The sequence below is a fragment of the Photobacterium lipolyticum genome (assembly GCF_003026475.1).
Lineage (GTDB): Bacteria > Pseudomonadota > Gammaproteobacteria > Enterobacterales > Vibrionaceae > Photobacterium > Photobacterium lipolyticum.
Genome location: NZ_PYMC01000022.1, coordinates 35,505 through 61,729, shown reverse-complemented (window position 1 = coordinate 61,729; position 26,225 = coordinate 35,505). Strand labels below are relative to the sequence as shown.

The window sequence follows — 26,225 nt, the reverse complement described above, 5'->3', positions numbered from 1 at the left end:
GAGCATGTAAGGACAGGGTATGTGTTCAGCGCAGAGCTGAACATGGGTATGCAGGAGCCGTATACGAGGTCCGTACGTACGGTTCTGTGAGAGGGTTAAGGCGGTAACGCCTCACCCTACTCGATGCTTTAATCTTACCTATACCCAAACAACGTTAATGAATTCTTGCTGAACTCTGCATCTTAAAGTGGTTTGGGTATATACTTTCTTTTTTGTATTTGATGTAAAAGCATTTTTGTTTTACGCAACGTATTATGGACAGCGGCTGTTTGTAGGAAACTAACGCTGGTTATCGCTGTCATAAACGGCAATTGACTAGATTGCCAAACGGATTAATTTACCAGCTTGATATGATTTACCTCATCGAATCAGGAAGAACGGATCACACAGAGGATACAATGAAAAAGTTACTTTATATTTTACTGGCCATAGTACTCATCGTTGTCGTGGGTATTGGTGCTTTATTAGCGCTGGTGGATCCTAACCAGTTCAAGCCCTTGCTAAGCGAACAAGTTAAAAAGGCAACGGGGCGAGATTTGGTTATTGCTGGTGATATTAGCTGGCGTTTCTTCCCGAGTATCGGTTTTAACCTGGGGGAAACCGAATTTAGAAATCCTGACGGTTTTGCCGAACCAAACCTGGTGAAACTGGGGAGTGCGGAATTATCCGTTTCAGTCATGCCATTATTCTCGCAGCATTTAGATATTGGCAATGTCAGTCTTTATGATGCGCGTGTCTTTATCCAAACACGTGCGGATGGCGTGAGCAACTTAGATGGTCTGGGCGAGCAGCAAGCCGAGGTGAGTGAGCCCGCCACACTATCGGCTCCTGCAGAAGCAGAACCTGAGGCTGCTGTACCTGAGAGCAAAGAGACCAGTCAGCCGTGGTCAATCAGCTTGGTTGGTATGGAGCTGGTTAATGCCAGTGCAATAATTCGGGACGATAAAGCGGGCACCATAACGGAAGTCAGCCGCTTGAACTTCAGTCTGGCTCATTTTTCCCCGGGCGAATGGACCAATGCAAATTTTGATGTCATCGGTAACAATGGCGAATTGAGCTTTACGGCCAAAGGTGAAACGGGGCTGCTTATTCAGCCTGGTTTTAAAGATGGCGAGCTGAAAGCATTAACCTTATCTGCAACCGCGAAGGATTCTGTTAATGATATTGAGGTATTCGAGCTAGGCGTTGATAAATTTAAAGTGGGTGAGTGGTCCACTATTTCCTACAATACCAAAGGGCAGGTGCCAGATCTTGTTTTTGATGCCAATGGTCAGACACGACTTAAACTCAGTAAAGACTTTAATGTTGCCGAGCTGGAACAGCTAACATTGGCGGCCAAACTGAAAGGTAATACGCTTCCTCGTCCGGAGATGACCGTCAAGCTCGATGCAGATGCCAATTATGATGTGGCCAAAGGTCTGGCAACGCTGAGTCGTTTTGAAACTGCTATCGATGAAATTGCGATGAAGGGCAAGGGATCATTCCAGAGTGCTGATATTCCAGCGATACGATTTGCCGTAAACAGTGACAACATCGATTTGGATGCTTTCCTTGGCCTAAAGCAAGAGCCTTCATCTAAGCCTTCTGCTGAGGATGGCAAGCAGGCTTCATCTTCTCAGTCTGGCTCGCAATCGGATGAAGCGGCCCCGGTATCGGATATCGAGCCGGATCTGTCGGTACTGAAAACGCTGGATCTGGCGGGTACGGTCAACATTGGCAAATTGAAAGCGGCTAATGCCAGAGTCTCTAACGTACAGCTTGATGTGAACGTTAAAAAAGGTGTGCTTAAGCTGAACCGTTTCGACGCCAATTTGTATGGTGGATCAGTGAATGCGCAAGCGACGATTGATGCCAATGGCAAGCTACCCAAGTATCAGGTAACCAAACAGATCAAAGGCGTGCAGATTCAGCCAATGCTGATCGATATTGCACAAAACGATACCCTGGCTGGTACAGGGAATATCGACGTTACGTTATCGGGCGCTGGGCTTGCTGAAAAACGGATACGTCAGAATACATCGGGTACGATAGACATTAATTTTGCCGATGGTGCTATTTACGGAGTCAATATTCCGCAAATGATACGCGAAGCCAAAGCAACCCTTAAAGGGCGAAAGGCGGAATACGTTAAAGAGGATAAGAAGACAGACTTCTCTGCGTTAACAGCCACCGTTAAGTTAGGCAAGGGGGAGGCTTCAACCAATAACCTGCATCTTGCATCACCATTGCTTCGTATTGATGGCAAGGGCAATACCAACCTGATGAGTGAAGCGATCGATTTTACCATTAACACCTCAGTGGTGGCGACCAGCAAAGGTCAGGGTGGTAAAGAGATTGATGAGGTTGCGGATTTAACCGTTCCAATTGATGTTAAAGGTGATTGGAAGCAGCCGACCTTTTCGCTTAATCTAAAAAAGTTGCTTAAACAGAACAATGAGTTAGAAGAGAAAGCTAAAAAAGAAGTAGATCGTGGCCTGGAGAAGCTGCTTGGCGATAAAGCCAAGGATGACAAAATCAAGAATGCCGCTGATAAACTGCTGAAAGGCTTATTTAACTAATCACTTTATTTCACCGAACGACAAAGTTAAAAGGCTTGCCGCTATAGGGCAAGCCTTTCTTCTAGCTGATGAATTTGTAATGCCAATTATACTTATTGGTATTAGGCTGCCGATTTTTTCTTTTTATTGAATTTTTGTGACTTCAATGTGTCCTGGAATGCTAATAACAGATCCACGGCAGATAACATCCCTACCAACTGCCCGGTTTTATCTAACACCGGTGCCGCCCCAATGTGGTGGTTAGGTATCGTAAGCTAGGACAGTAATGCATATTTATGCCATATAAAAGAATGTCACCGCCATAAAAAGCAAAACTATAAGGTGGGTTAATTCTGTGTTATAGCGAGAAAATAAAACCGATAAGATGCGGTGCTAGCCTTTATTTTTATAAGATGTATGTTTCTCATCACCATGCATTACTGAGCCCTAATGCATTGATTTTGCGGGGTTACATGTTGCATGAAATCGTTTTTTTGGTGAACTGTTGCAAGTAAACTTGTAGCGTGAATATCTTTATAGAATGTTGTTCCTAAGATGGCGCTCACACAATATTTGCCTGATGAATAGTTGGTTTCATTAATTGATTTTTATCAAGGGGTAACTGCAAAATTACTGGCAATCTGTCTGAAAGTATAAAGGCTCTTATTCTGAGGCCTGAATTTTTAGATATAGGGAGATAGCAGGTATGCTGTATTTGGAATTTTTATTCCTACTTCTCGTTTTGTACGCGGGAAGCCGTTTTGGTGGTATTGGTTTAGGTGTTGTTTCTGGCTTAGGCTTGTTGGTTGAAGTGTTCATTTTTAGAATGCCGCCCACATCACCGCCAATTACGGTTATGTTGATTATCCTTGCCGTGGTTACCTGTGCTTCTATTCTTGAAGCTGCGGGGGGCTTGAAATATATGCTGCAAGTGGCAGAGCGTATTCTTCGGAGCAACCCTAAACGCGTTACCATTCTTGGGCCATTAGTGACTTATACCATGACATTTATGTTGGGTACGGGTCATGCTGTTTACTCAATCATGCCAATCATCGGTGATGTCGCACTGAAAAATGGTATCCGTCCCGAGCGGCCTATGGCAGCTTCATCCGTGGCGTCACAATTGGCTATCACGGCGAGCCCGATTTCAGCTGCTGTTGTTTACTATCTTGCTCAACTATCAGGTATTCAGGAAGGTCTTCACCTGCTGACCATTTTGATGGTCACAGTCCCGTCCACTTTGCTTGGAACTATTTTACTATCTTTATATAGCCTACGCCGCGGCAAAGAGCTAGAGGATGATCCTGAATACCAGCGTCGCCTGAAAGATCCGGTATGGCGTGATAGGATCCTTGATACGACAGCGACCTCGCTGAATGAAAAACTGCCAACATCGGCCAAGCATGCGGTTCTGTTATTCATTCTTGGATTATTGACGATTGTCGTTATAGCAATGATGCCAGAAATTCGCACCATTGGTGAAGGGACTAAGCCTATATCAATGGCCGTGATTATTCAGATGATGATGTTGGCATTTGGTGGGTTAATTCTGTTAGTAACTCGCACGAATGTGCAAAAAGTCCCAGAAGGTGTGGTGTTTAAATCCGGAATGGTAGCGGCAATCGCGATTTTCGGTATTGCATGGATGAGTGATACATATTTTCAGTATGCTATGCCAACGTTTAAATCCGGCATTACCGAGATGGTACAGAATTATCCGTGGACATTCGCACTGGCACTCTTTACGGTCTCCGTTGTCGTGAATAGCCAGGCAGCAACAGCACGTATGATGTTACCTGTCGGTATGGCGATGGGCTTATCTCCGGCGTTGCTAATTGGTTTGATGCCAGCAACATATGGTTATTTCTTCATTCCAAACTACCCATCAGATATTGCAACCTGTAACTTTGATGTTACCGGTACAACGAAGATCGGTAAATGGTACTTTAATCATAGCTTCATGATGCCTGGTTTGATTGGTGTCATATCAGCATGTGTCGCGGGCTATACTATTGCTCAGATTGTTGTTTAAACAGCAGTGAAGAAGTAATAAAAAAGGGAGCATTCAGCTCCCTTTTTATCTCAATCGGAATAAGTGTCTGTTTACGCTGAATTAATCTTCAGGCTGATTTTTATTCGGATCGGTCACTATCTCATAAGGCCAGTAATGGTGGCCGATACGGATCATCAGTGTGGCGGCTGCAAGGATAAACGCGGCCAATGCCAGCCAGACGACCAAAATGCCGTCCAAGTCTTTCATTCCCAGTGTGATATATCGTGCTATCGCCATTATTGCGATATAGATAGGATAGCGAACGGGGATTTTCCCGTTAGTAACGAATTGCTGCACCATGGCTAATACTTCCAGATAAATAAACATCAGCAAGATATCTGTCAGCTGAATATCGCGGTTAACGAGCACATGAATGAATTCATTGATCATGGCAAACAGGGTTGCCAGAGTGATGGCGACTAATAAAATAGCTTCAAGAACATGAAAAACCTTCAGAAACCGAGAGCTGAAGGCTTTAGGTAAATGTGATGGCATAAACTCTCCGGGCATACTGCCTGAACCGTGTTATCACGGCTTATTGGAATAATTACTTATACGCAAAGCGAATAACAAATCCTGCGGCAGTGTGCTTGCACCGTCGCAGGATGTTTGTAATCACTTACCAGTCGATACCTTTACGGGCTTTAATCCCGCTTTCAAATGCATGTTTAATGCTTCTGACTTCAGAGACGGTATCTGCCATATCCATTAACGAACGGTGGGCTGCGCGGCCTGTAATAATGACAGACTGCATCGTTGGGCGGTTACTGATCGCTTCAATGACTTCATCCAGCTCGACATAGCCATACGTGACCATGTACGTCATTTCATCAAGCAGTACGACATCATAGCTGTCATCTGCCAGCATCTTTTTACATTCGCCCCAGGTAGCTTGTGCTGCGGCGGTATCGGCTTCTTTGTTCTGTGTATCCCAGGTGAAACCGGTAGCCATTACCGCGAAATCGACGCTGTGCTGTTCCAGTAAGTTACGTTCACCGCAATCCCAGGTTCCTTTTATGAACTGGCCAACGCCACACTTAAGACCATGGCCAACTGCACGGGCGATGGTGCCAAAACCGGAGGTTGATTTCCCTTTGCCATTACCTGTAATGATCAGAAAAATCCCTTTTTCTATCTGAGCCGCTTCAACACGTGCATCCACTTGATCTTTTACTTTCTGTTGGCGTGCTTTATAGCGTTCGTCTTTACTGGTTTCGTCAACCATGGGACTTCCTCTGTTTATATGTCAAATTTAATATATGAAATCATTATGAGAACAGTGCTAACAAAGCCATATACCCTGATAGTTCAGCAATTTGCTGTGCGGCACCCAGACAATCACCAGTATAGCCGCCCAATTGCTGTTGAAACCACCGGCCACACAGATAGCGTATTGCAACCATAACAAGCGTTAAGGTAACGGCGGCTTCAATCGGCAGTAACAGTAATATAATTAATCCAGAGCCGATCAGAACCCACAAATCCTGTTTGCTTTGCTGGTTAGCCAGTGGTTTAACTTTACTTTGCTGATCGGCCCTGACGTATGGATATGAAAAAATCAGGCTGGCAGAACAAATACGGCTTATGCTGTGCATTACAATCAGAAGGATTGCCGGCAAGGCTGGATCAATACTTGCCAGTGCAGACAAACTGACCCATTTACACCCGAGCATCATGACTAATGAAGCTGCACCATAGGTACCCAAGCGCGAATCTTTCATTATGTCGAGCTTGCGTTCAACCGTCCAGCCACCGCCGAAGCCATCAAAGACATCGGCGAGTCCATCTTCATGAAAAGCCCCGGTGGCCAGGATGCTGGCGACCATTGCGAGGGCAATGGCGAGTTCCGGTGGCCAAATGAGGATGGCGAGTAAGTAAACCGCCGCACTGATTAATCCAATAATAATGCCGACAGCACCAAAATAGCGGTTTGCCTGATTGAGGCGCTGAGTTGAGTAGGGGGTATTTGCCGGAACCGGGATCCGGGTAAAAAAGGCCAGCGAGACAAGGAATATCTGCCATTGTAGCCGCCAGCCCGTTGCTTCGTTTACTGCCGGTGGCATGGCCGTTTGTTCTGATGACCCGAGATGTTCAGTGTTTTGCTGGCTCACACCGTGACTCCTGCATCGGTGAAGCTGGCCATTTCATTATAGAAAGTACAGGCAGATTCGATAATCGGCAGTGCCAGGGCTGCCCCGGTTCCCTCGCCCAGGCGTAGCCCCAGGTTCAATAATGGGGTTGCTTCAAGATGCTGCAGCATACGCTGGTGACCAGACTCTTCCGAGCAATGGCAGTAAATGAAGTAAGCGTTCGCCTCGGGATGCATACTGACAGCAATCATTGCGGCAGCGGTTGAAATGAATCCATCGACGAGTACCACCATTTTATTTTCAGCCGCTTTCAACATACCGCCGACAATTTGAGCAATTTCAAATCCACCGATGCTTGCAAGTATGTGCAAAGGATCATTAAAGCGGTCTTTATGCAGGTCGAGTGCCTGAGTGATCAGGTCAACTTTACGCTGCATCTGCTGATCATCGATCCCGGTACCGCGGCCAACGCATTCATCGGCAGGAATACCCAGCAAAGCTGCCATAATGGCCGATGCACTGCTGGTATTGCCGATCCCCATCTCGCCAAACCCAACCAAATTACAGCCTTGCCGAGAAAGTGTATCAACGATGTCGGCACCATACTTTATGCCTTGCAGTGCGGTATCAACAGGCATTGCGGGTTGCTGGCTGAAATCAGCGGTGCCATGGCCCAAACGGTGTTTGATCAGGTGGTGATGATCTGCGGGCTCAGCTTTAATGCCGGCATCAATGACCTTTAATGCCATATTATTGGTTCGGCAGAAGCAGTTAATGGCTGCGCCTCCGGCAAGGAAGTTAGCGACCATCTGCCCCGTCACTTCGCTTGGAGCGATGCTCAGGCCATGCCGGGCAATTCCATGATCACCAGCAAAGACTAGCAGGTGAGGCTGGTTGACCGAAATGGTCTCAGTTTGCTGAATGAGCGCTAGCTGCATTGCAACCGTTTCTAATTGTCCTAGAGACCCTAATGGCTTGGTTTTATTGTTAATTTTATTCTGAATCTGTGCTGAAAGCATGGTGTCTGGTCGGGTGATGGTAAACATGGAACCGCTCTCCTTGTGGCAGGCAAAGTAATAAGGCAGTTGCACTAGTGACCAATAATGGTAGCCAGTGAGTCAGGAACGTTTAATGTGATGAACTGCCTATACCCAAACTACTTCAAGCTGCAGAGTTCAGCAGCTTGAAGTAGTTTGGGTATAGATGAGACAGCAAGAGAAATTTTGCGGGAGAGAAGGATACAAAGCAATGAAAAATTTCAGAAAAAAACGCCCGCAATCGCGGGCGTTTCTATGTTGTCAGCTTGAAGCTGACAGTATCAGTTTTCAGTATTGCAGGTGAAGCCGACCAGAAAGGGGATTATCCCCCTAAGGTATCTGTTGCAACTTTATAGGTTGGATCTTCCAGCATATTAACTTCAACCAGATTACCGGCTTTTTTCAGTAAGCCACGGCACTCTGGGCTTAAATGACGGATATGCAATGTTTTGCCCTGGCTGGCATAACGCTCAGCGATGGTATCAATTGCTTCAATCGCAGAATGATCAGCGACACGCGATTTAGCAAAATCAATGATGACATCTTTAGGGTCGCTTTTCGCGTCGAACAGCTCCTGGAAGTGAGAAACAGAACCAAAGAAAATCGGACCATTTACTTCGTAGATCTTAGTGCCTTTCTCATCAGTATGCGTTGCTGCGTAAACATGCTTAGCGTGATCCCAGGCGAATACCAGCGCAGAATAGATAACACCAACGATAACCGCAACGGCAAGGTCGGCAGCAACAGTGACGCAAGTCACCAGAATGATCGTGAAGAAGTCATGCTTCGGTACCTTGCGGGCCATCTTAAAGCTTGCCCACTCGAAGGTACCGATCACTACCATGAACATTACACCGACCAGTGCTGCCAGCGGGATCATCTCAATCAGTGCCGAACCGAAAAGAATGAAGCACAACAAGCCAACCGCACCAGAGATACCAGACAGACGACCGCGACCTCCAGAGTTAATGTTGATCATAGACTGACCAATCATCGCACAACCACCCATGGCGCCGAAGACTGAACAGGTCATATTGGCAATACCCTGACCTACACATTCACGGTTACCTTGACCACGAGTTCCTGTCATTTCATCAATAACTGTCAGAGTCAGTAGTGATTCAATCAAACCCACAGCAGCAAGGATCAATGAATAAGGAAGGATAATACGCAGGGTTTCCATATTGAAACCGACTTCCGGTAAAGCAAAGCTTGGCAGTGTACCGGCCAGGGTTGCATTAACATCACCACTCATAGCGCGAACGAAGTCGACAACGGTACGGGAATCAAGCCCCAGAACGTTCACAAGCACAGTAACGGTAATAATGGCCACAAGAGAAGAAGGTACTGCTGTTGTGAGTTTTGGCAAAAAATGGATGATGAACATCGTCAGGGCAACAAGGCCTAACATGATGTACAGCTGAGAGCCCTGCATCCACTCAAGTGCACCTGTAGCATCAGGTACTTTGAATTGGCCTAACTGAGCAAGGAATATAACGATGGCCAGACCGTTAACAAAACCGATCATCACAGGGTGCGGCACCATGCGGATGAATTTACCGAGTTTGAAAATGCCTGCCAGAATCTGGAACACGCCAGCCAGCATAATGGCGGCAAACAGGTATTGAACACCATGTTCAGAGACAAGGCTGACCATTACAACGGCCATAGCACCCGTTGCACCAGAAATCATACCGGGGCGACCGCCTAAAATAGCCGTGATGATACCGACAATGAAAGCAGCATACAGGCCAACCATAGGGTCGACACCGGCCACAAAGGCAAAGGCAACGGCTTCAGGAATTAGGGCTAACGCAACGGTCAAACCCGAGAGTATGTCATTTTTGACAGAGTGGTGTGAAAATTGAGGAAATTCAAACATTATAGTAAGTTTTGTTTCAGTCCGGTTGATGATATCAATCGCATTAAGTAACTGCGCTGAATGTTCAGTTATTTAATACGGTTGGTATTACTGAGCATTGAAAGACGCGAATCCTACAGAAATATGTGATTTGGTTCAACTTTCATACTAAATAACTTTACAGAAACGTCAAAATTAGCATGAAAGTTTGATATGACATGGGTTAAGGGTGAAAAATTATGATTTTCGCATTGCTGAATTTAAGGTAAAAAAAAGCCATGCTTAAAGCATGGCTTTTTTCGGTTTATGGAACTTAGTCTAGCGAAGGCTTCGTCATCGGTGCCGTCGCTGTGCTCGTGGCAGTTGTACTGCCCGCTTGACGAGTTTTAGCTCGTGCTTCGCGCACAGGAGCACAGGCAACAACCTCCACCTCATCAGTTTCTGCGGGTGCCGGCGCTTTAACCATCGGAGATGTGGTATGGCGTCCACGAGGTGCTGTTGATGTTACTGCTGCATGCGTACCTTTCACTGTGACAGGTTTTGCGACAGGTGCTTCGGCTGCAACAACAGGCTCTACAACAACAGGCTCTACAACCACAGGCTCTATCACAGTGGATTCAGCAATATCAGCCTCTTTCTCTTCAGCAACCGGTGTTGAGGAGAAAGCAGGTTCAACGCTTTCGGCGACGGGCTCTGCGGTTGTTTTAGCTTCAACGGTCTCAATCGCGTCTGCAACCTGAGCCTTGGCAGCAGGACGAAGCGGGAACGCTTTACCCATTGCCAGTTCAGGCATTGCAACGCCACCTAAAGTTGTTTGAACCGTTTCTTTCGCATCAACGATTTCAGCGGTTACTGCTTCAGCAGCAGGTGCGGTTTCAACAACAGGAGCCTCAGTAAGAGGTGCTGCTTCAGCAACTTCAGCTGTTGGTTCAACGGCTTCTACGACAGGTTTAGCTGCACGACACCAAACTTTACCCATTGCCATTTCCGGAGATGCGACACCTGAAACTGGACGGGACGATTTAGGCTTCTCTACAACTGAAACAACATTTTCCAGATTGTTTAATGTATCTGAAGCTTCTTCAACAGCATGGCCTACAGCATCAGTAACTGCCTGATCAACAAAGTCGGTTTTTTCAACCTTGGTATCACGCATACGACGACGGCGTTGACCGCTGGCACGTAGATGACGTGGAGAACGTCGATTACGGCGCTGACCACCTTCCTGCTCATTGTTCTGTTCTTGCTGCTCGTTATCAACCTGAACATCTTGAGCTAATGCTTCTTTGGCAACAGCCGTACCCATTTCCTGCAAAGGAGAAGCGACTTTATTCTCTTCCGCTATTTCTGTCTGAGCGGCCGGGGTTTGTACTGGCGCATTGTCGACGTCATCTGTGATGCGTACTTTTTTACGAAGCTGACGACGCTGACGGCGTTGTTTCACTTTCGCGGCTTTTTCTTGCTCAGTAACACGTGGCTCGTCGAGGACAGGCTTTTCAACTTTAACTTGTTGTTCTTCCTGATGACGTGGCTTCTGAGGTTTGGACTCGTCTTTACGTGGCTGACGCTTCGCTTCGTCACGCTGCGGACGTTGTTTAGTTTGCTTCTCCGCTTGCGGTTGTTGATCTTGCTTTGGCTTTTCCTGGCGACGACGTTGTTGACGTTGCTCACCATCAGCTTCCTGACGGTTACGATTCTTACGTGAAGCATCGTCATCACGTCGGCTATCGCGGCGACCATCGCGGCGACCATCGCGGCGACCATCGCGGCGGTTATCGCGGCGGCTATCGCGGCGGCCATCGCGGCGGTTATCGCGGCGGCTGCGGTCGTCTTTTTCTTCTGTCGCTTTCTTCTCTGGTACTGCTTCAGCTTGACCAGAGAAAAGATCAGTTAATGCAGAGAAAAGACGACTGAACAGGCCTGGTTTCTGCTCTGTTTCAATTTTAGCCGATGCCTGAGGCTTCTTAGCAATTGGCGCAGGTTCTTTTGGTGCAGCAAAACCTTGCAGTACAGGCTCTTCGCGTTTTTTAACAATACGCTCTTGCTGCGGAGATTCTGCTGCTTCAGCTTCTTTCAGTTCATCGATAATCTTTGGAATGTGGTAAGAAAGTGTATCTTTCTCATCACCTTCGCGTACACGCATCACTTCAAAGTGAGGTGTTTCCATATCAGAATTAGGTACGATCACAACACGAACTTTGTGATACTTCTCAATATGTTGAACAGAACGACGTTTTTCGTTCAACAGGTATGAAGCAACTGCAACCGGTACAATGGCCAAAACCTGTGCACTGTTGTCTTTCAGCGCCTCTTCTTCAATCAGACGAAGGATAGACAATGACAGTGATTCGTTATCACGCACAACACCGGTACCGGTACAGCGAGGACACACGTGGTGACTTGCTTCAGCCAGTGACGGGCTTAAACGCTGACGTGACATTTCAAGCAGACCGAAGCGAGAAATACGACCAATTTGCACACGTGCACGGTCCATACGTACTGCTTCACGCAGACGATTCTCAACTTCACGCTGATTACGAACCGGCGTCATATCGATAAAGTCAATAACAACAAGGCCGCCTAAATCACGCAAACGAAGTTGACGCGCAATTTCATCTGCCGCTTCAAGGTTTGTTTGCAGTGCAGTTTCTTCAATATCACTGCCTTTAGTCGCACGCGCTGAGTTGATATCGATAGATGTTAATGCTTCAGTCGGATCGATAACAATGGAGCCACCAGATGGCAGATGAACATTACGCTGGAACGCAGATTCAATCTGGCTTTCAATCTGGTAGTGGCTAAATAGCGGTACTTCGCCTTCGTACTGTTTTACTCGAGACAGGAAATCAGGACGAATAAGCTTAATGTGATCACGTGCACGATCGAAGATTTTCGGGCTATCGATAAGAATTTCACCGATATCACGACGTAGATAATCGCGAATTGCACGAGCAATTACATTACTTTCCTGGTGGATAAGGAAAGGTGCAGGGTTTGAGTCTGCGGCTTCTTTAACGGCACTCCAGTGATTAAGCAGAACGTTTAGATCCCACTCCAGTTCTTCCCCCGATTTGCCTACACCCGCAGTACGAACGATTAAGCCCATGCCATTTGGCAGTTCTAGCGTACTAAGTGCTGCTTTGAGTTGGGTACGTTCTTCACCTTCGATGCGACGAGAAATACCGCCAGCACGAGGATTATTAGGCATCAGAACAAGGTAGCTACCAGCCAGTGAGATAAAAGTGGTGAGAGCCGCACCTTTATTACCACGTTCTTCTTTGTCTACCTGAACGATAACTTCCTGACCTTCTTTCAGCACTTCCTTGATGTTAGGACGGCCCTGGTAAGAGTAGTTAGCTGGGAAGTAATCGCGAGCAACCTCTTTAAGAGGAAGAAAACCGTGACGTTCAGCGCCATAGTCAACAAACGCAGCTTCCAGGCTTGGTTCGATGCGGGTGATACGGCCTTTATAGATATTTGCTTTTTTAGATTCGTGGCCAGGGCTTTCGATATCAAGATCGAAGAGCTTCTGCCCATCAACTAATGCGACGCGCAACTCTTCCTTCTGAGTCGCGTTAATCAACATTCTTTTCATTATATTGTACTCGTTTTATTGTCGTTGTTTTAGCGAGCTAATTAAAAATGCTTTATCGGTGGTGCCGGACTCCAAGTCTTATGTACGAGTGCAGCCTCACGGCTGGAAATTCAGGAGTGCTTCTGGCAACACTTATCATCCAACGGTATCGAGATGGTTAGATCTGAAATATATCGCTGGTATCACCGCTTCGACGCGGTTGTATCTATCACACCAATAAAAAATTTATAATCTGACGCGCTAATAATGGCTCTAGCGACCATAACGTCTTACGCCGTGTGCTGCGTATATCACTAGAGCTGCATAAGAAATAGTCATTCAGGTGGGCTTTTGCTCACCTTGTCATTAAAGTAGGCATATTTCCCTACCCTGTACGCAATGATAGCAGGGTGACTTTTTTGCGGCAATCTGCTTTGCATGCATGATACAATCAAAACCTATGAAAGAAGATAAACCAAAAGTGCAATTCATCGAGATATCCGATGACTTTGCTGGCCAGCGGATCGATAATTTTCTCCGCGCTCGGCTTAAAAACGTTCCAAAAAGTATGATTTATCGCATTGTGCGCAAAGGTGAGGTGCGAGTAAACAAAAAACGCATAAAACCTGAATATAAGTTACAAGACGGTGATCTGGTTCGAGTCCCGCCGGTTTTTGTACCGGAGCCGGAAAATCAGGCTCCGGTCAGTACAAAGCTGACTAAAGTGGCTGAACTGGAATCATGTATCATCTATGAAGACGATTATATGCTGATCCTGAACAAACCATCCGGGACTGCGGTTCATGGTGGTAGCGGGCTGAAGTTCGGTGCCATTGAAGCGCTGCGTGCATTGCGCCCGGACGCAAGGTTCCTCGAACTGGTTCACCGTATCGACCGTGATACCTCTGGTATCTTACTGATCGCAAAAAAACGTTCAGCGTTGCGCAGACTGCAAGAGCAGTTCCGCAATAAAACGGTGCAGAAGTATTACTTCGCCTTGGTGATGGGCGAATGGAAAGCCAGCTGCAAAAAGGTAACCGCACCTTTATTGAAAAATGAAGTGAACAGTATTGTGCGTGTTAATCCTAACGGGAAAGCGTCGGATACTCGGTTTAAAGTATTAGAGCGCTTTGAACAGGCGACGTTAGTGCAGGCTAGCCCTGTCACTGGACGAACGCATCAAATTCGTGTTCATTGTCAGTACGCCGGCCACCCTATTGCCTGGGATGACCGCTATGGTGATCCGCGTTTTGATGCTTACACGAAAAAAGTCGGTCTGGGGCGTTTGTTCCTGCATGCGGCGAATATTAAGTTTACGCACCCGCAGACAGAAGAGCTGGTAGATATCAGTGCACCTATGGATGCGACGTTAAATCGTGCAATTGAACAATTGCGTAAGCAGTAGTTGAGATACGAGATGCGTGTAACCTAGCTATGAGCCCACAATTCTCGTTACTCGCCGCTATAGGATATCAACGCCTTGTTTGGCGAGCTGTTCACGTAGTGCCATCAATGGTAAGCCGACGAGGGTGTTAGGGTCACGGCCATCGAGCTTGTTAAATAGAGCGATACCTAACCCTTCACTCTTAAAGCTGCCAGCGCAGTTTAATGGCATCTCACGTTCGACATAGTGACGAATTTCTTGTTCAGATAGTTCTCTGAAGTGCACATGGAAAGGTTCACAAAGTATGTCGCTCTGTTTGGTTTTGGCATTATATAGACACAAACCGGTATAGAACGTTACCGTTTGTCCGCTAGCGGCTTTGAGTTGCTGGCATGCGTTTTCAACGGTGTGGGGTTTGCCGACAATGCGCCCGTTGATGACACAGACCTGATCTGAACCAATAATTAGATGATCAGGAAAATTGTTTTCACAGGCTTTTGCTTTTTGCTCTGCTAATCTTTTAACCAGATCTTCTGCTGATTCTCCGTGAAGAGCACTTTCATCGATCTCCGGGCTGGTGGTTTCGAATGGATACTGGAATTTTTCCAGTAGCGCTTTTCTGAAAGGGGAGGTTGATGCAAGTAGCAAAGGTTGAGTCATGGTGGTATCTGATTGGTGGATGGTCACAATAGTTTAACCAGCTCAGATAAGAGATGCGAGTTTTTCACTTTTTCCATGAGCTTGTCATGGTCATTCGTGACGAGAGGAGGGCATTAATACTCCGGTATTGTCCCAAAGAAAAAGCGATAGAATCACGGTTTAAAAAAGCGGTGATTAAACTGGGCACAGATAGCACTAATGCTGCCGTGTTGAGTGATTTTCAAACTGTATTTGTCGGTTATTTATCCGCTTTAGATGAAGGGAGCAAGTGGTTGAGTCACTGGTAAATAACCGTTCATCCGATGGGAAGGTGGATCTTAAACCTCGACGTGTTTAAGGCAAGCAGATGAAATGGCTAAAAGCTGTTAATTCGTACACATTTCCTTTGACTCAAACAAATTAGAAGGCTAATATTCGCGCCCTATGCAAAAGGTAAAATTGCCGCTAACGGTCGATCCGGTCCGCGCTGCTCAGAAAATGCTTGATTTTGATGGCATCATCAAAGCCGAGTTACTGACACGTCTGGCTGAATCCACTCAGAGCGTAGTAAGTGATGCAAACGTCACCTTGTCATTTGACTTTGACCGACGTCACCTCGCATTTATGCACGGTCGTGCAGATGTTGAAGTGGTATTGACCTGTCAGCGATGCCAGGAAGGGTTCAATCACACTGTTAGTGTGGAATTCTGTTATAGTCCGCTCCTCAAACCAGAGGAAGAAGACGAGTTTCCGGAAGCTTATGAGCCGGCTGAAGTCGACGAAAATGGTGAGATCAATCTGCTTCAAATCATCGAAGATGAGTTGATTCTAGAGTTGCCTCAAGTCGCTATGCATGATGAAGCTGACTGTAAAGCCAGCGGAAACATGACTTTTGGTGAGATCCCCATTGCTGATGAGCGTCCGAATCCGTTTGCAGTATTGAAAAATCGAAGTTAAGAGTTTATTTAAGGAGTAGGGTTAATGGCCGTACAAAAGAGCAAAAAATCACGTGCAGCACGTGGTATGCGTCGTTCACACGATGCACTAACAACTGCAGCTGTATCTGTAGATTCAGCAAGCGGTGAAACCCACCTACGTCACCATGTGACTGCTGACGGTTTCTACCGCGGCCGCAAGGTTATCAACAAATAAGGTTGAGCCTTGACTGGTCTAACCGTTGCACTTGATGCAATGGGTGGGGATTTCGGTCCTCATGTAACAGTGCCTGCCGCCGTGCAGGCACTGTTACAATACCCGGAGCTAAAAATTATTCTCTATGGTGATCAAAGTGCGATCACATCTCAGCTATCTCTCCTGAATCAACCTAGCAACCCTCGAATCACCATTATTCATAGTGAACAGACTATCGCCAATGATACTCGTCCGTCACAAGCATTACGCCGTAGCCAAGGCACTTCCATGCGGATGGCTTTAGACTCCGTTGCAGAAGGCAATGCCGATGCCTGTGTCAGTGCCGGTAATACCGGGGCTTTAATGGCGCTGTCTCGCTATACTCTAAAGCAGTTGCCTGGCATCGAACGGCCTGCATTGGTGACAGCGATACCAACTCACAGCAAGCATAAGACCTGGTTGTTAGATCTTGGTGCAAATGTCTCCTGCGATGCCGATACTCTGTTTCAATTTGCGGTAATGGGCTCGGTGCTCGCCGAACAATGTTTAGCGTCGAAACCCCGCGTTGCGCTACTCAACATTGGTGAAGAAGAGATAAAAGGCAATGATTTGGTTAAGCGCTGTGCCGAAATGCTCAGTAGCTCGCCAGATATTCACTATATAGGCTACATTGAAGGTGACCAATTATACGCAGGCAAAGCGGATGTGATTGTCTGTGATGGTTTTGTTGGAAATGTCAGCCTTAAAACCAGTGAAGGGGTTGCGAATCTCTTTATCAATAGTATTAAGCAGGCCGTTACCGGCAATCCAATTAAACGTTTAGTGGCTAAATGGTTGTTTCGTGACCTATTTGTTAGCCTCAAACAGTTGAACCCCGACCAGTACAACGGCGCAAGTCTGTTAGGATTGCGCGGTATTGTGGTCAAAAGCCACGGAAGTGCTGATATTCCCGCTTTCGCTAATGCAATTGGCGAAGCGGTACACGAGATCAAACGGCAAATACCGACAAAAATTAGTGACCGTTTGGAAGAAGTATTACTCGAGAGGCCATATTAGTCTTCATGTATAGCAAAATTTTAGGTACAGGCAGCTACCTGCCAGCCCAAGTGCGTTCTAACGCCGACTTAGAACAGATGGTCGAGACCAGTGATGAATGGATTGTTGCTCGTACCGGGATCCGTGAGCGACGCATTGCTGCGGCGGATGAAACCGTCGCCGTGATGGGGTATCAAGCTTCTTTAAACGCTATCGAAATGGCGGGTATTGATAAAGAAGAGATTGATCTTATTATTGTCGCGACGACCAGTGCCAGCCATTCCTTCCCTTCTGCCGCTTGTCAGGTTCAGGGCATGTTAGATATTAAAGGCTGTCCTGCATTCGATATTGCAGCCGCGTGTTCTGGTTTTGTCTATGCGTTAAGCATTGCTGATCAGCACATCAAGACCGGGATGGCAAAAAATGTGCTGGTGATTGGTGCTGATGCTCTGTCACATAAATGTGATCCGGAAGATCGTTCAACGATCATTTTGTTTGGTGATGCTGCTGGTGCTGTGGTTGTGGGCGCGAGTGAAGAGCCGGGTATTATTTCGACTCACCTGCATGCGGATGGTCATTTTGGTGGCCTGCTAAGCCTGGCAACGCCGGAACACGGGCAACCATTTACTGATGACCAATGGCTCTATATGGCCGGTAATGAAGTCTTTAAAGTCGCCGTTACTCAGCTGTCAAATTTAGTGAAAAATACGTTAGCCGCTAATGATATGGATAAGTCAGAGCTTGATTGGTTAGTCCCTCATCAAGCCAATTTGCGAATTATTTCGGCCACGGCAAAAAAACTGTCTCTGTCCATGGATCAGGTGGTTGTTACCCTTGATCGCCATGGCAATACTTCAGCAGCAACGGTACCGACGGCGCTTGATGAAGCCGTGCGTGATGGTCGCATTCAGCGTGGCCAGACCTTGTTGCTGGAAGCTTTTGGTGGCGGTTTCACTTGGGGCTCGGCATTAGTTAAGTTTTAACAAAATAAAAATTAAGGATCCTCGAATGTCTAAGTTCGCGATTGTTTTTCCTGGGCAGGGTTCTCAGGCGGTAGGCATGCTGGCAGAGCTGGCAGAGCAATTTGATGTTGTTAAGCAAACTTTTGCTGAAGCATCTGAAGCTCTTGGTTATGACCTGTGGGCGTTGATTCAAAACGGCCCCGCGGAAGACCTGAATCAGACTCACCGCACTCAGCCTGCGCTATTGACCGCTTCTGTTGCTATCTGGCGTGTATGGCAACAACAGGGTGGTGAGCAGCCGGCAGTACTGGCTGGTCATAGCCTGGGAGAATACTCCGCATTGGTGTGTGCTGGTGTTATCGACTTCAAAGAAGCGGTTAAGCTTGTTGAACTTCGTGGTCAGCTTATGCAAGAAGCTGTTCCAGCTGGCGTCGGCGCAATGTCTGCAATCATCGGTTTAGATAACGACGCAATCGCTAAAGCATGTGAAGACGCCGCGCAAGATCAGGTTGTTTCACCGGTTAACTTTAACTCACCGGGACAAGTGGTTATTGCCGGTAATAAAGAAGCCGTAGAGCGTGCAAACGTATTGTGTAAAGAAGCTGGCGCAAAGCGCGCACTTCCATTGCCGGTTTCTGTTCCTTCTCACTGTGAGCTGATGAAGCCCGCGGCAGAGAAGTTGGCAGTGGCGTTAGAAAGCATTCATTTTAATACGCCGTCAATTCCTGTCATCAATAATGCGGATGTGCAGACCGAGACCGATCCTGCAGCCATTAAGCTGGCATTGGTTAAACAGTTATACGGCCCGGTTCGCTGGACTGAATCTGTTGAGCGTATGGCTGGCGAAGGCATAGAACAACTATTTGAAATGGGGCCTGGCAAAGTATTGACGGGCCTTACAAAACGTATTAATCGCGCACTTGGCGGTGCCGCTGTCAATGATCCGGCAAGTTTAGAAGCCGCTAAGTAAGTATTAGCTAAAGAGGAATAACAATGAGCCTGGAAGGTAAAGTTGCTCTGGTAACGGGCGCTAGCCGCGGTATCGGCCGTGCGATAGCCGAAATTTTGGTTGAGCGTGGCGCTATCGTTATTGGTACCGCAACATCTGAGAATGGTGCAGAAGCCATTAGTGCATATTTAGGTGATAACGGTAAAGGTCTAGCCCTGAACGTGACGTCACCTGAATCAATTGCTGATACGCTAAAACAGATTAAAGAACAGTTTGGCGATGTTGATATTTTGGTTAATAACGCGGGTATCACTCGTGACAACCTGCTTATGCGTATGAAAGATGACGAATGGCAAGATATCCTCGATACTAACCTGACATCTGTTTTCCGCCTGTCTAAAGCGGTATTGCGTGCGATGATGAAAAAACGTCATGGCCGTATTATCAGCATTGGCTCTGTGGTGGGTACCATGGGTAACGCAGGACAGACGAACTACGCAGCAGCGAAAGCCGGTTTGATTGGTTTCACCAAGTCGATGGCGCGTGAAGTCGCATCGCGAGGCATTACCGTGAATGCGGTTGCGCCTGGCTTTATTGAAACTGATATGACAAAAGCCCTGAATGATGAGCAACGGGCTGCTACACTAGCTAACGTACCAGCTGGCCGCTTGGGTGATCCGCGTGAAATTGCAGCAGCAGTCGCTTTTTTAGCGTCTGACGATGCTGCTTATGTAACCGGTGAGACACTGCATGTTAACGGCGGCATGTACATGATTTAATCAAAAAAGTTGCAATACTTGATGACGCAAGTCAAACTCACCATGTTTTAAGGCAAAATCGTGGTTTGACCAGCAATGAGAGTCTTGCAACTTTTGCCGTAATGAATAAACTACAGCAAATCGCATTAGCGAATTCTTGTTTTAAGGAAATATATTAGTATGAGCAACATCGAAGATCGCGTAAGAAAAATCATCATTGAGCAACTAGGCGTAGACGAAGCAGAAGTTAAAAACGAAGCTTCTTTCGTTGACGATCTAGGTGCTGATTCACTAGATACAGTTGAACTAGTAATGGCTCTTGAAGAAGAATTCGATACTGAGATTCCTGACGAAGAAGCTGAAAAAATTACTACAGTTCAAGCTGCAATCGACTACGTAAACAGCGCTTCTGAGTAATAAGAACATCCCCAGGCGGTCACCATGACCGCCTGATTTTTTTAAATCTGTTAAACCCCCTCAATACCCGGAGAAATTAATCGTGTCCAAACGTCGTGTAGTTGTTACTGGCATGGGTATGCTAACTCCTGTTGGCAATTCGGTTGAATCTTCTTGGAAGGCTTTACTATCTGGTACCAGCGGTATCAGTACGATTGAGCACTTTGATGCTAGCTTGTTCGCTACTCAATTTGCCGGAATGGTAAAAGACTTTAACCCTGAAGAATACATGACCAAGAAAGATGCCCGTAAAATGGATCTGTTTATCCAATACGGCATTGCTGCTGGCGTGCAAGCATTTAAAGATTCTGGCATTGAAGTGACAGAAGAAAACGCACACCGTATTGGTGTTGCTATCGGTTCTGGTATTGGTGGTCTTGGTCTTATTGAATCAAACCATCGTGCATATTTGGAAAAAGGTCCGCGCAAAATTAGCCCGTTCTTTGTTCCATCAACAATCGTAAACATGATTGCGGGCCACATGTCTATCATGCATGGTCTGCGTGGTCCTAACATCGCTATCTCTACTGCTTGTACTACTGGCCTTCATAACATTGGCCATGCAGCACGTATGATTGCATATGGCGATGCAGACGTCATGCTGGCCGGTGGTGCTGAAAAAGCATCGACTGAACTCGGTATGGGCGGCTTTGCTGCTGCTAAAGCGTTGTCGACTCGTAATGACGACCCACAAGCGGCTTCACGTCCTTGGGATAAAGACCGTGACGGTTTTGTTCTGGGTGATGGTGCTGGCATGATGGTTGTAGAAGAATACGAACATGCTAAAGCTCGTGGCGCTAATATCTATGCTGAACTGGTAGGTTTTGGTATGAGTGGCGATGCTTACCATATGACATCACCAACACCTGATGGTTCTGGTGGTGCACTGGCTATGGAAGCTACCCTTCGTGATGCAGGTATCAATGCTGACAAGATCGGTTATATCAATGCACACGGTACTTCAACGCCGGCAGGTGACGTTGCTGAAACTCTTGGTATCAAGCGTGCCATGGGTGCGGCAGTGAATGATGTATTGGTCTCTTCAACCAAATCAATGACCGGTCACCTGCTAGGTGCCGCGGGCTCTGTTGAAGCGATTATTTCCGTGATGTCTCTTGTTGATCAGGCGGTACCGCCAACAATCAACCTGGATAATCCTGATGAAGGTTGTGATCTTGATTACGTTGCCGGTGAAGCACGCCAGGTAAACCTTGAGTACGCACTGTGTAACTCCTTTGGTTTTGGTGGCACAAACGGTTCGTTACTGTTTAAGAAAATCTAACAATAACCTGATATCATAGAACGGCCCGATGCTCATGTATCGGGCCGTTTTTTTATATGCAGTATGGGTAAGGCGTAAGAATGGTACTGATAAACGGCTGTGAACAGACTACCGTACCGGTTGCAGATCGCGCGATGCAATATGGTGACGGCTGCTTCACCACCATTTTAGTGGAGCTGGGTAAACCTAGATTATGGCCGTTACATCTGCAGCGATTGCAAAAAAATGTCTCGGCGCTTTACATTACAGAACCCGACTGGGGGGCGCTGGCTCGCCTCGTGCATCAGCGAGCGGCAAGCTACTCTGACAAAGGAGTGGTTAAGGTGCTGATCAGTCGTGGTGTCGGTGGCCGGGGTTACAGCGCCATTGGCTGTGATGATACTCAGGTTGTCGTATCTGATTTTTCCTGGCCGCAACATTACGCTCAGTGGCAGCAGCAAGGTATTGAACTTGGTGTCAGTGAGCAACGATTGGGATTAGTGCCGATGCTAGCCGGGCTTAAGCATCTAAACCGCCTAGAACAGGTATTGCTGAAACGAGAGCTTGAATGCAACGGTTGGCAAGATGCGGTGGTATTGGATGTTAATGGGCATGTCATGGAAACCACGGCTTCGAATGTTTTCTGGCGTAATGGCAAAATCATTTATACCCCGGAGCTCGATGTGTCAGGTGTGCACGGGGTGATGCGAGCCCATGTTATTGAGCTGATTGCAGGTACCGAGTATTGTTTAGAGTTTGTCAAAAAAACGCTCGAGGGATTGCTTTGCGCCGAGGAAATCTTTATTACTAATGCCCTGATGGCGTTAGTGCCTGTGACAAGAATTGATGGTCGAGATTTTCCTGAGCGTACTGCGATCAGTGTATTGAACAAGAGGTTGTATTCGTGCTGAAGAAGTTGGTTATTGCTGTAGTGGTGTTGGGCGTCATTGCCGCAGGAGCTGTTGGTTGGTCATACCAACAAGTTAAGGCCTCACTGGAGCAGCCTGTCATTAACAACCAGGAAGTATTTATCACGGTCAAATCAGGAACCAGTTTTCGTGGTTTATTGAATCAGCTAGCCGATGCCGAAGTGATCACTCCTTCGCAGTGGATGCGCTGGATAGGCAGAATCGAGCCTCAGCTGACTCAGATTAAAGCGGGTACCTATCAAGTTTTACCGGCACAGAGCTTACGTGATGCGCTTACGGTGATTACGTCAGGGAAAGAGCACCAGTTTGTGATCACTCTGGTCGAAGGTGACCGCCTGGTCGACTGGCTGGTTCAGCTCAGCCAGGCGCCGGCATTGGAATATAAAACGGCAGGAATGTCGGAAGCTGAGATTGCCAAAGCCATCGGTGCCGATGTAGAAAAACTAGAAGGCTATCTGCTGCCTGAGACCTATCATTACACTAAAGGCACGACGGATATTGAATTGTTAACGCGTGCTTATCGGAAAATGACTGCTCTGCTGGCCGAAGCCTGGCAGGCACGTGATAGCAAAATCCCCCTCAAATCCCCGTATGATGCACTGATAATGGCATCCATTATCGAAAAAGAAACGGCGATAGATTCAGAGCGCACATTAGTTTCGTCGGTATTTATGAACCGGCTGGTTAAAGGAATGCGACTGCAAACGGATCCAACCGTGATCTATGGTATGGGCGATAAATATGACGGTAACATCCGCAGAAAGGATTTACGCACCCCGACGCCTTATAACACCTACACTATTTTTGGCTTACCGCCGACACCAATTGCGATGCCGAGCAAGGCTTCTGTTCTGGCGGCTGTGAATCCAGAAATAAGTACATACCTTTATTTTGTGGCTGATGGTAAAGGCGGCCATAAATTTTCGAAATCACTCACAGAGCATAACCGCGCTGTACGAGCTTATTTAAAGACGTTAAGAAACTGATGACTGGTAAATTTATTGTAATCGAAGGCCTTGAAGGCGCAGGTAAGAGCACGGCTATTAATCAAGTGATTAAAACTCTGGCAGCACACGGTATTGATGATCCAGAATCAACTCGTGAACCAGGCGGTACGCCACTTGCCGAACAAATGCGGACGTTGGTAAAAGAAGGTCATCCTGATGAGCCATTAACCGATATGGCTGAGCTGCTATTGTTGTACGCCGCACGTATTCAGTTAGTTGATAACGTCATTAAGCCAGCCCTGGCCCAAGGTCGTTGGGTTGTCGGTGATCGTCATGATATGTCATCACAAGCTTATCAGGGGGGCGGCCGAGGCTTCGATAAAGCGCTGATGGAAAACTTGCGTGATACGGTTCTGGGTGATTTTCGTCCGGACCTCACCATCTACATGGATATCGATCCCGTACTTGGCCTTGAGCGTGCGCGTGGGCGCGGCGAGTTAGACCGTATCGAGCAAATGAACATTGACTTCTTCCACCGTGCCCGTGCGCGTTTTCTTGAATTGTCGGAAAATGATCCGACGGTATTGGTCATTGATGCGAGTCAGTCACTTGAAGCCGTCACCACGGATATAACGCAGGCACTAACTCGATGGTTGGAGCAGCAATAATATGCTTTATCCTTGGCATCAATCATTGTGGCAAAGCTGGCAGCAATTGCTGGGGCAGGGGCGTCTGCATCATGCGGTATTGCTGCTCTCTGCTAAGGGGAGTGGAAGAGAGGTTTTAGCTAAACAGCTGGCGAAGACGGTGTTGTGCCAAAATTGCGATACTGAGCCTTGTGGAGTTTGCCATAGCTGCCAGTTGTTTGCCGCTGAGACCCATCCAGATTTCCATATTGTGAAGCCAGAACAAGAAGGCAAGCAAATTGGGGTTGATGCCATTCGTCAATGTAATCGGTGGGCGGTGGAAACCTCACAACTGGCTGGTCAGCGGGTGATCATGATTGAACACGCTGATGCGATGGGCGAAGCCGGTGCTAATGCGATATTGAAAACCCTTGAAGAGCCGCCTTCTGGCTGCCAGTTTATTTTAACGGCACAGTCGCTTGATAGTTTGTTACCGACGATTGTGAGTCGTTGTAACAAATGGCGTTTGACAACACCGGATGAGCAGGACGTTAAGAGGTGGGTTGAAAAGCAGTTAATGCAGTCGATTAAGATAGAGGCGGTCCGTCTTAATAACGGTGCGCCTCTGGCAACCATGCAGTTTGTCGAGCAAGGTCAAGATATCCGCCATGGTAATCTGATCGACGCCTTTGCGGCATTTTTACAACCTCCTTATATCGGTATCTACGATGTGGCTGGTTTATGTTCAGGTGAAGGTATTACCAGCTTGAAGTGGCTAAGCTATTTCATGGTTGACTGTATTAAACTTCAACAAGGGGTCAGTGAATACTTAGTTCACGGCGAGTCTTTAGCTAAAGTACAAACGGTTGCCGGGCTTGTGCCGCCTGCAGTCTTAATACAGCAGGTAAGAAAGATTAACGAATTACATAGAATGTTAGAAAAACAACGCGGATTAAATACAGATCTGCTCCTTGTCGAGTGGTTAACCGGTTTTTTAGGAGAGAATAACAGTGTTAGTTGATTCACATTGTCACCTGGATAAATTAGATTACGAGCAGCTTCATACAGGGATTGATGATGTGTTAGCTAAGGCCAAATCGCGTGGTGTCGACTACTTCCTTTCGGTTGGGGTTACGCTAAAAAGTTTTCCTTCAATGATGGCAATGATTGAACCCCATGAAAATGTGTTCGCATCTTGCGGTGTACATCCGCTGGATATTGAAGAAGGTTTTGATTTTGACCAGCTAAAGGCGTTTGCACAGCATGAACGTGTTGTTGCGATTGGTGAAACAGGGTTGGATTATCACTATCAGCCTGAACTTGCAGGACAACAGCAGGACATTTTCCGACAGCATGTACGTTTAGCGGTAGAGCTGGATAAGCCATTGATCATCCATACTCGTATGGCGCGCGAAGATACGATGCGTATTTTACGTGAAGAAGGCGCTGAAAAGTGCGGCGGAGTATTGCATTGCTTCACTGAGAGCCTGGAAATGGCACAAGAAGCGGTTGAGTTAGGTTTTTACATCTCAATTTCAGGTATTGTAACCTTCAACAAGGCCAGCGAACTCAAAAATGTCGTCAGTAACTTACCACTCGAACGCTTGCTGGTTGAAACTGATTCCCCATACCTTGCACCAATTCCGTATCGAGGGAAACAAAACCAACCGGCTTATGTACGCGAAGTCGCACAGTACATCGCGTTATTAAAAGGGGTGTCAGTTGAAGAAGTTGAAGAAGCCACAACCAATAACTTCTTTACACTTTTTTCGCGAGCAGAACGTTAGAACATTGGATGATTAAAAAAGGAGCCTGGGCTCCTTTTTTATTCCTCCTGTTCCAAATTAGTGAATATGTTTTGGTTTAGAGACATTTTCACATTTAATACACTTAACAACATTAAGTGAACAAACGGTAACTAACCGATATCTGGCAATAATCCTTCGAAAACTTAGTGGCAATTGAAAGAATGCCTTCTTTGCTGGTTGTTATTTAT

24 protein-coding genes are annotated in these 26,225 nt (G+C 46.8%); 17 read left to right on the top strand and 7 right to left on the bottom strand.

All coding sequences use genetic code 11. The annotated features are described in order from the left end of the window. The first annotated feature begins 398 nt into the window (after window positions 1-398). Window positions 399-2,558 carry an AsmA family protein gene (locus C9I89_RS20425; protein ID WP_107285169.1) on the top strand — a complete coding sequence of 720 codons (2,160 nt, stop codon included), beginning with the start codon at window positions 399-401 and terminating at the stop codon, window positions 2,556-2,558. 685 nt (window positions 2,559-3,243) lie between these two features. Further along, on the top strand, window positions 3,244-4,569 hold the full coding sequence (locus C9I89_RS20415; protein WP_107285168.1) for an anaerobic C4-dicarboxylate transporter: 1,326 nt from the start codon (window positions 3,244-3,246) through the stop codon (window positions 4,567-4,569). An 81-nt stretch (window positions 4,570-4,650) separates the two neighbouring features. On the opposite strand, the gene C9I89_RS20410 is transcribed toward C9I89_RS20415, so the two are convergent. From C9I89_RS20410 to rne, 6 genes are all read right to left on the bottom strand, one after another. Continuing rightward, window positions 4,651-5,085: a phosphate-starvation-inducible protein PsiE gene (locus tag C9I89_RS20410; RefSeq protein ID WP_107285167.1), complete on the bottom strand. Its 435-nt coding sequence runs from the start codon at window positions 5,083-5,085 to the stop codon at window positions 4,651-4,653. A 124-nt stretch (window positions 5,086-5,209) separates the two neighbouring features. Further along, entirely contained in the window at window positions 5,210-5,815 is a 606-nt protein-coding gene (cobO, locus tag C9I89_RS20405; RefSeq protein WP_107285166.1) for a cob(I)yrinic acid a,c-diamide adenosyltransferase, read from the bottom strand. A gap of 43 nt (window positions 5,816-5,858) precedes the next feature. Next, complete coding sequence (locus C9I89_RS20400; protein ID WP_107285171.1) at window positions 5,859-6,653, bottom strand: adenosylcobinamide-GDP ribazoletransferase; 795 nt, start codon at window positions 6,651-6,653, stop codon at window positions 5,859-5,861. A 44-nt stretch (window positions 6,654-6,697) separates the two neighbouring features. Further along, window positions 6,698-7,726: a nicotinate-nucleotide--dimethylbenzimidazole phosphoribosyltransferase gene (gene cobT / locus C9I89_RS20395; RefSeq protein ID WP_107285165.1), complete on the bottom strand. Its 1,029-nt coding sequence runs from the start codon at window positions 7,724-7,726 to the stop codon at window positions 6,698-6,700. A gap of 313 nt (window positions 7,727-8,039) precedes the next feature. Continuing rightward, a complete protein-coding gene (locus C9I89_RS20390) occupies window positions 8,040-9,599 on the bottom strand; it encodes a SulP family inorganic anion transporter (protein WP_107285164.1) in 1,560 nt (519 codons plus the stop codon). Window positions 9,600-9,891: 292 nt separating this feature from the next. Then, window positions 9,892-13,173: a ribonuclease E gene (gene rne, locus C9I89_RS20385; RefSeq protein ID WP_107285163.1), complete on the bottom strand. Its 3,282-nt coding sequence runs from the start codon at window positions 13,171-13,173 to the stop codon at window positions 9,892-9,894. A 439-nt stretch (window positions 13,174-13,612) separates the two neighbouring features. Between rne and rluC the strand changes: the two genes are divergently transcribed. After that, window positions 13,613-14,557: a 23S rRNA pseudouridine(955/2504/2580) synthase RluC gene (rluC, locus tag C9I89_RS20380; RefSeq protein ID WP_107285162.1), complete on the top strand. Its 945-nt coding sequence runs from the start codon at window positions 13,613-13,615 to the stop codon at window positions 14,555-14,557. Between the two features lie 57 nt (window positions 14,558-14,614). Here the strand turns inward: rluC and C9I89_RS20375 are convergent, their stop codons facing one another. After that, window positions 14,615-15,196, bottom strand: coding sequence for a Maf family protein (locus C9I89_RS20375; RefSeq protein WP_107285170.1), 582 nt, complete (start codon window positions 15,194-15,196; stop codon window positions 14,615-14,617). A gap of 86 nt (window positions 15,197-15,282) precedes the next feature. On the opposite strand from C9I89_RS20375, the gene C9I89_RS20370 reads away from it, so the two are divergent. From C9I89_RS20370 to C9I89_RS20305, 14 genes are all read left to right on the top strand, one after another. Then, window positions 15,283-15,483: a hypothetical protein gene (locus tag C9I89_RS20370; RefSeq protein WP_107285161.1), complete on the top strand. Its 201-nt coding sequence runs from the start codon at window positions 15,283-15,285 to the stop codon at window positions 15,481-15,483. Between the two features lie 136 nt (window positions 15,484-15,619). Further along, on the top strand, window positions 15,620-16,132 hold the full coding sequence (gene yceD, locus C9I89_RS20365; protein ID WP_107285160.1) for a 23S rRNA accumulation protein YceD: 513 nt from the start codon (window positions 15,620-15,622) through the stop codon (window positions 16,130-16,132). Window positions 16,133-16,156: 24 nt separating this feature from the next. Continuing rightward, the gene (rpmF, locus tag C9I89_RS20360; RefSeq protein WP_006231206.1) at window positions 16,157-16,327 is read left to right on the top strand and encodes a 50S ribosomal protein L32; all 171 of its coding nucleotides are present in this window, start codon (window positions 16,157-16,159) and stop codon (window positions 16,325-16,327) included. 9 nt (window positions 16,328-16,336) lie between these two features. Beyond that, the gene (plsX, locus tag C9I89_RS20355; RefSeq protein ID WP_107285159.1) at window positions 16,337-17,362 is read left to right on the top strand and encodes a phosphate acyltransferase PlsX; all 1,026 of its coding nucleotides are present in this window, start codon (window positions 16,337-16,339) and stop codon (window positions 17,360-17,362) included. Window positions 17,363-17,367: 5 nt separating this feature from the next. Next, complete coding sequence (locus C9I89_RS20350; protein WP_107285158.1) at window positions 17,368-18,324, top strand: beta-ketoacyl-ACP synthase III; 957 nt, start codon at window positions 17,368-17,370, stop codon at window positions 18,322-18,324. Between the two features lie 25 nt (window positions 18,325-18,349). Continuing rightward, window positions 18,350-19,273, top strand: a complete 924-nt coding sequence (gene fabD, locus C9I89_RS20345) for an ACP S-malonyltransferase (protein ID WP_107285157.1) — start codon at window positions 18,350-18,352, stop codon at window positions 19,271-19,273. A 23-nt stretch (window positions 19,274-19,296) separates the two neighbouring features. Next, on the top strand, window positions 19,297-20,031 hold the full coding sequence (gene fabG, locus C9I89_RS20340) for a 3-oxoacyl-ACP reductase FabG (protein ID WP_107285156.1): 735 nt from the start codon (window positions 19,297-19,299) through the stop codon (window positions 20,029-20,031). A 159-nt stretch (window positions 20,032-20,190) separates the two neighbouring features. After that, entirely contained in the window at window positions 20,191-20,427 is a 237-nt protein-coding gene (gene acpP / locus C9I89_RS20335) for an acyl carrier protein (protein WP_107253049.1), read from the top strand. A gap of 82 nt (window positions 20,428-20,509) precedes the next feature. Then, window positions 20,510-21,748 carry a beta-ketoacyl-ACP synthase II gene (gene fabF / locus C9I89_RS20330; protein WP_107285155.1) on the top strand — a complete coding sequence of 413 codons (1,239 nt, stop codon included), beginning with the start codon at window positions 20,510-20,512 and terminating at the stop codon, window positions 21,746-21,748. Window positions 21,749-21,828: 80 nt separating this feature from the next. Then, complete coding sequence (gene pabC / locus C9I89_RS20325) at window positions 21,829-22,638, top strand: aminodeoxychorismate lyase (protein ID WP_107285154.1); 810 nt, start codon at window positions 21,829-21,831, stop codon at window positions 22,636-22,638. Continuing rightward, entirely contained in the window at window positions 22,632-23,642 is a 1,011-nt protein-coding gene (mltG, locus tag C9I89_RS20320) for an endolytic transglycosylase MltG (RefSeq protein WP_107285153.1), read from the top strand. The genes pabC and mltG overlap by 7 nt, the downstream gene beginning before the upstream one ends. Further along, the gene (gene tmk, locus C9I89_RS20315; protein WP_107285152.1) at window positions 23,642-24,271 is read left to right on the top strand and encodes a dTMP kinase; all 630 of its coding nucleotides are present in this window, start codon (window positions 23,642-23,644) and stop codon (window positions 24,269-24,271) included. The genes mltG and tmk overlap by 1 nt, the downstream gene beginning before the upstream one ends. A gap of 1 nt (window position 24,272) precedes the next feature. Next, a complete protein-coding gene (gene holB, locus C9I89_RS20310; RefSeq protein WP_107285151.1) occupies window positions 24,273-25,250 on the top strand; it encodes a DNA polymerase III subunit delta' in 978 nt (325 codons plus the stop codon). Further along, window positions 25,240-26,016: a TatD family hydrolase gene (locus C9I89_RS20305; RefSeq protein WP_107285150.1), complete on the top strand. Its 777-nt coding sequence runs from the start codon at window positions 25,240-25,242 to the stop codon at window positions 26,014-26,016. The genes holB and C9I89_RS20305 overlap by 11 nt, the downstream gene beginning before the upstream one ends. The last annotated feature ends 209 nt before the right edge of the window (window positions 26,017-26,225 follow it).

What these genes read in the sequence shown, in the direction of transcription:
- C9I89_RS20425 (WP_107285169.1), top strand. Translation starts at nt 399, where the DNA reads ATGAAAAAGTTACTTTATATTTTACTGGCCATAGTACTCATCGTTGTC.
- C9I89_RS20415 (WP_107285168.1), top strand. Translation starts at nt 3,244, where the DNA reads ATGCTGTATTTGGAATTTTTATTCCTACTTCTCGTTTTGTACGCGGGA.
- C9I89_RS20410 (WP_107285167.1), bottom strand. Translation starts at nt 5,085, where the DNA reads ATGCCATCACATTTACCTAAAGCCTTCAGCTCTCGGTTTCTGAAGGTT.
- cobO (WP_107285166.1), bottom strand. Translation starts at nt 5,815, where the DNA reads ATGGTTGACGAAACCAGTAAAGACGAACGCTATAAAGCACGCCAACAG.
- C9I89_RS20400 (WP_107285171.1), bottom strand. Translation starts at nt 6,653, where the DNA reads ATGCCACCGGCAGTAAACGAAGCAACGGGCTGGCGGCTACAATGGCAG.
- cobT (WP_107285165.1), bottom strand. Translation starts at nt 7,726, where the DNA reads ATGTTTACCATCACCCGACCAGACACCATGCTTTCAGCACAGATTCAG.
- C9I89_RS20390 (WP_107285164.1), bottom strand. Translation starts at nt 9,599, where the DNA reads ATGTTTGAATTTCCTCAATTTTCACACCACTCTGTCAAAAATGACATA.
- rne (WP_107285163.1), bottom strand. Translation starts at nt 13,173, where the DNA reads ATGAAAAGAATGTTGATTAACGCGACTCAGAAGGAAGAGTTGCGCGTC.
- rluC (WP_107285162.1), top strand. Translation starts at nt 13,613, where the DNA reads ATGAAAGAAGATAAACCAAAAGTGCAATTCATCGAGATATCCGATGAC.
- C9I89_RS20375 (WP_107285170.1), bottom strand. Translation starts at nt 15,196, where the DNA reads ATGACTCAACCTTTGCTACTTGCATCAACCTCCCCTTTCAGAAAAGCG.
- C9I89_RS20370 (WP_107285161.1), top strand. Translation starts at nt 15,283, where the DNA reads ATGGTCATTCGTGACGAGAGGAGGGCATTAATACTCCGGTATTGTCCC.
- yceD (WP_107285160.1), top strand. Translation starts at nt 15,620, where the DNA reads ATGCAAAAGGTAAAATTGCCGCTAACGGTCGATCCGGTCCGCGCTGCT.
- rpmF (WP_006231206.1), top strand. Translation starts at nt 16,157, where the DNA reads ATGGCCGTACAAAAGAGCAAAAAATCACGTGCAGCACGTGGTATGCGT.
- C9I89_RS20350 (WP_107285158.1), top strand. Translation starts at nt 17,368, where the DNA reads ATGTATAGCAAAATTTTAGGTACAGGCAGCTACCTGCCAGCCCAAGTG.
- fabD (WP_107285157.1), top strand. Translation starts at nt 18,350, where the DNA reads ATGTCTAAGTTCGCGATTGTTTTTCCTGGGCAGGGTTCTCAGGCGGTA.
- fabG (WP_107285156.1), top strand. Translation starts at nt 19,297, where the DNA reads ATGAGCCTGGAAGGTAAAGTTGCTCTGGTAACGGGCGCTAGCCGCGGT.
- acpP (WP_107253049.1), top strand. Translation starts at nt 20,191, where the DNA reads ATGAGCAACATCGAAGATCGCGTAAGAAAAATCATCATTGAGCAACTA.
- pabC (WP_107285154.1), top strand. Translation starts at nt 21,829, where the DNA reads ATGGTACTGATAAACGGCTGTGAACAGACTACCGTACCGGTTGCAGAT.
- tmk (WP_107285152.1), top strand. Translation starts at nt 23,642, where the DNA reads ATGACTGGTAAATTTATTGTAATCGAAGGCCTTGAAGGCGCAGGTAAG.
- holB (WP_107285151.1), top strand. Translation starts at nt 24,273, where the DNA reads ATGCTTTATCCTTGGCATCAATCATTGTGGCAAAGCTGGCAGCAATTG.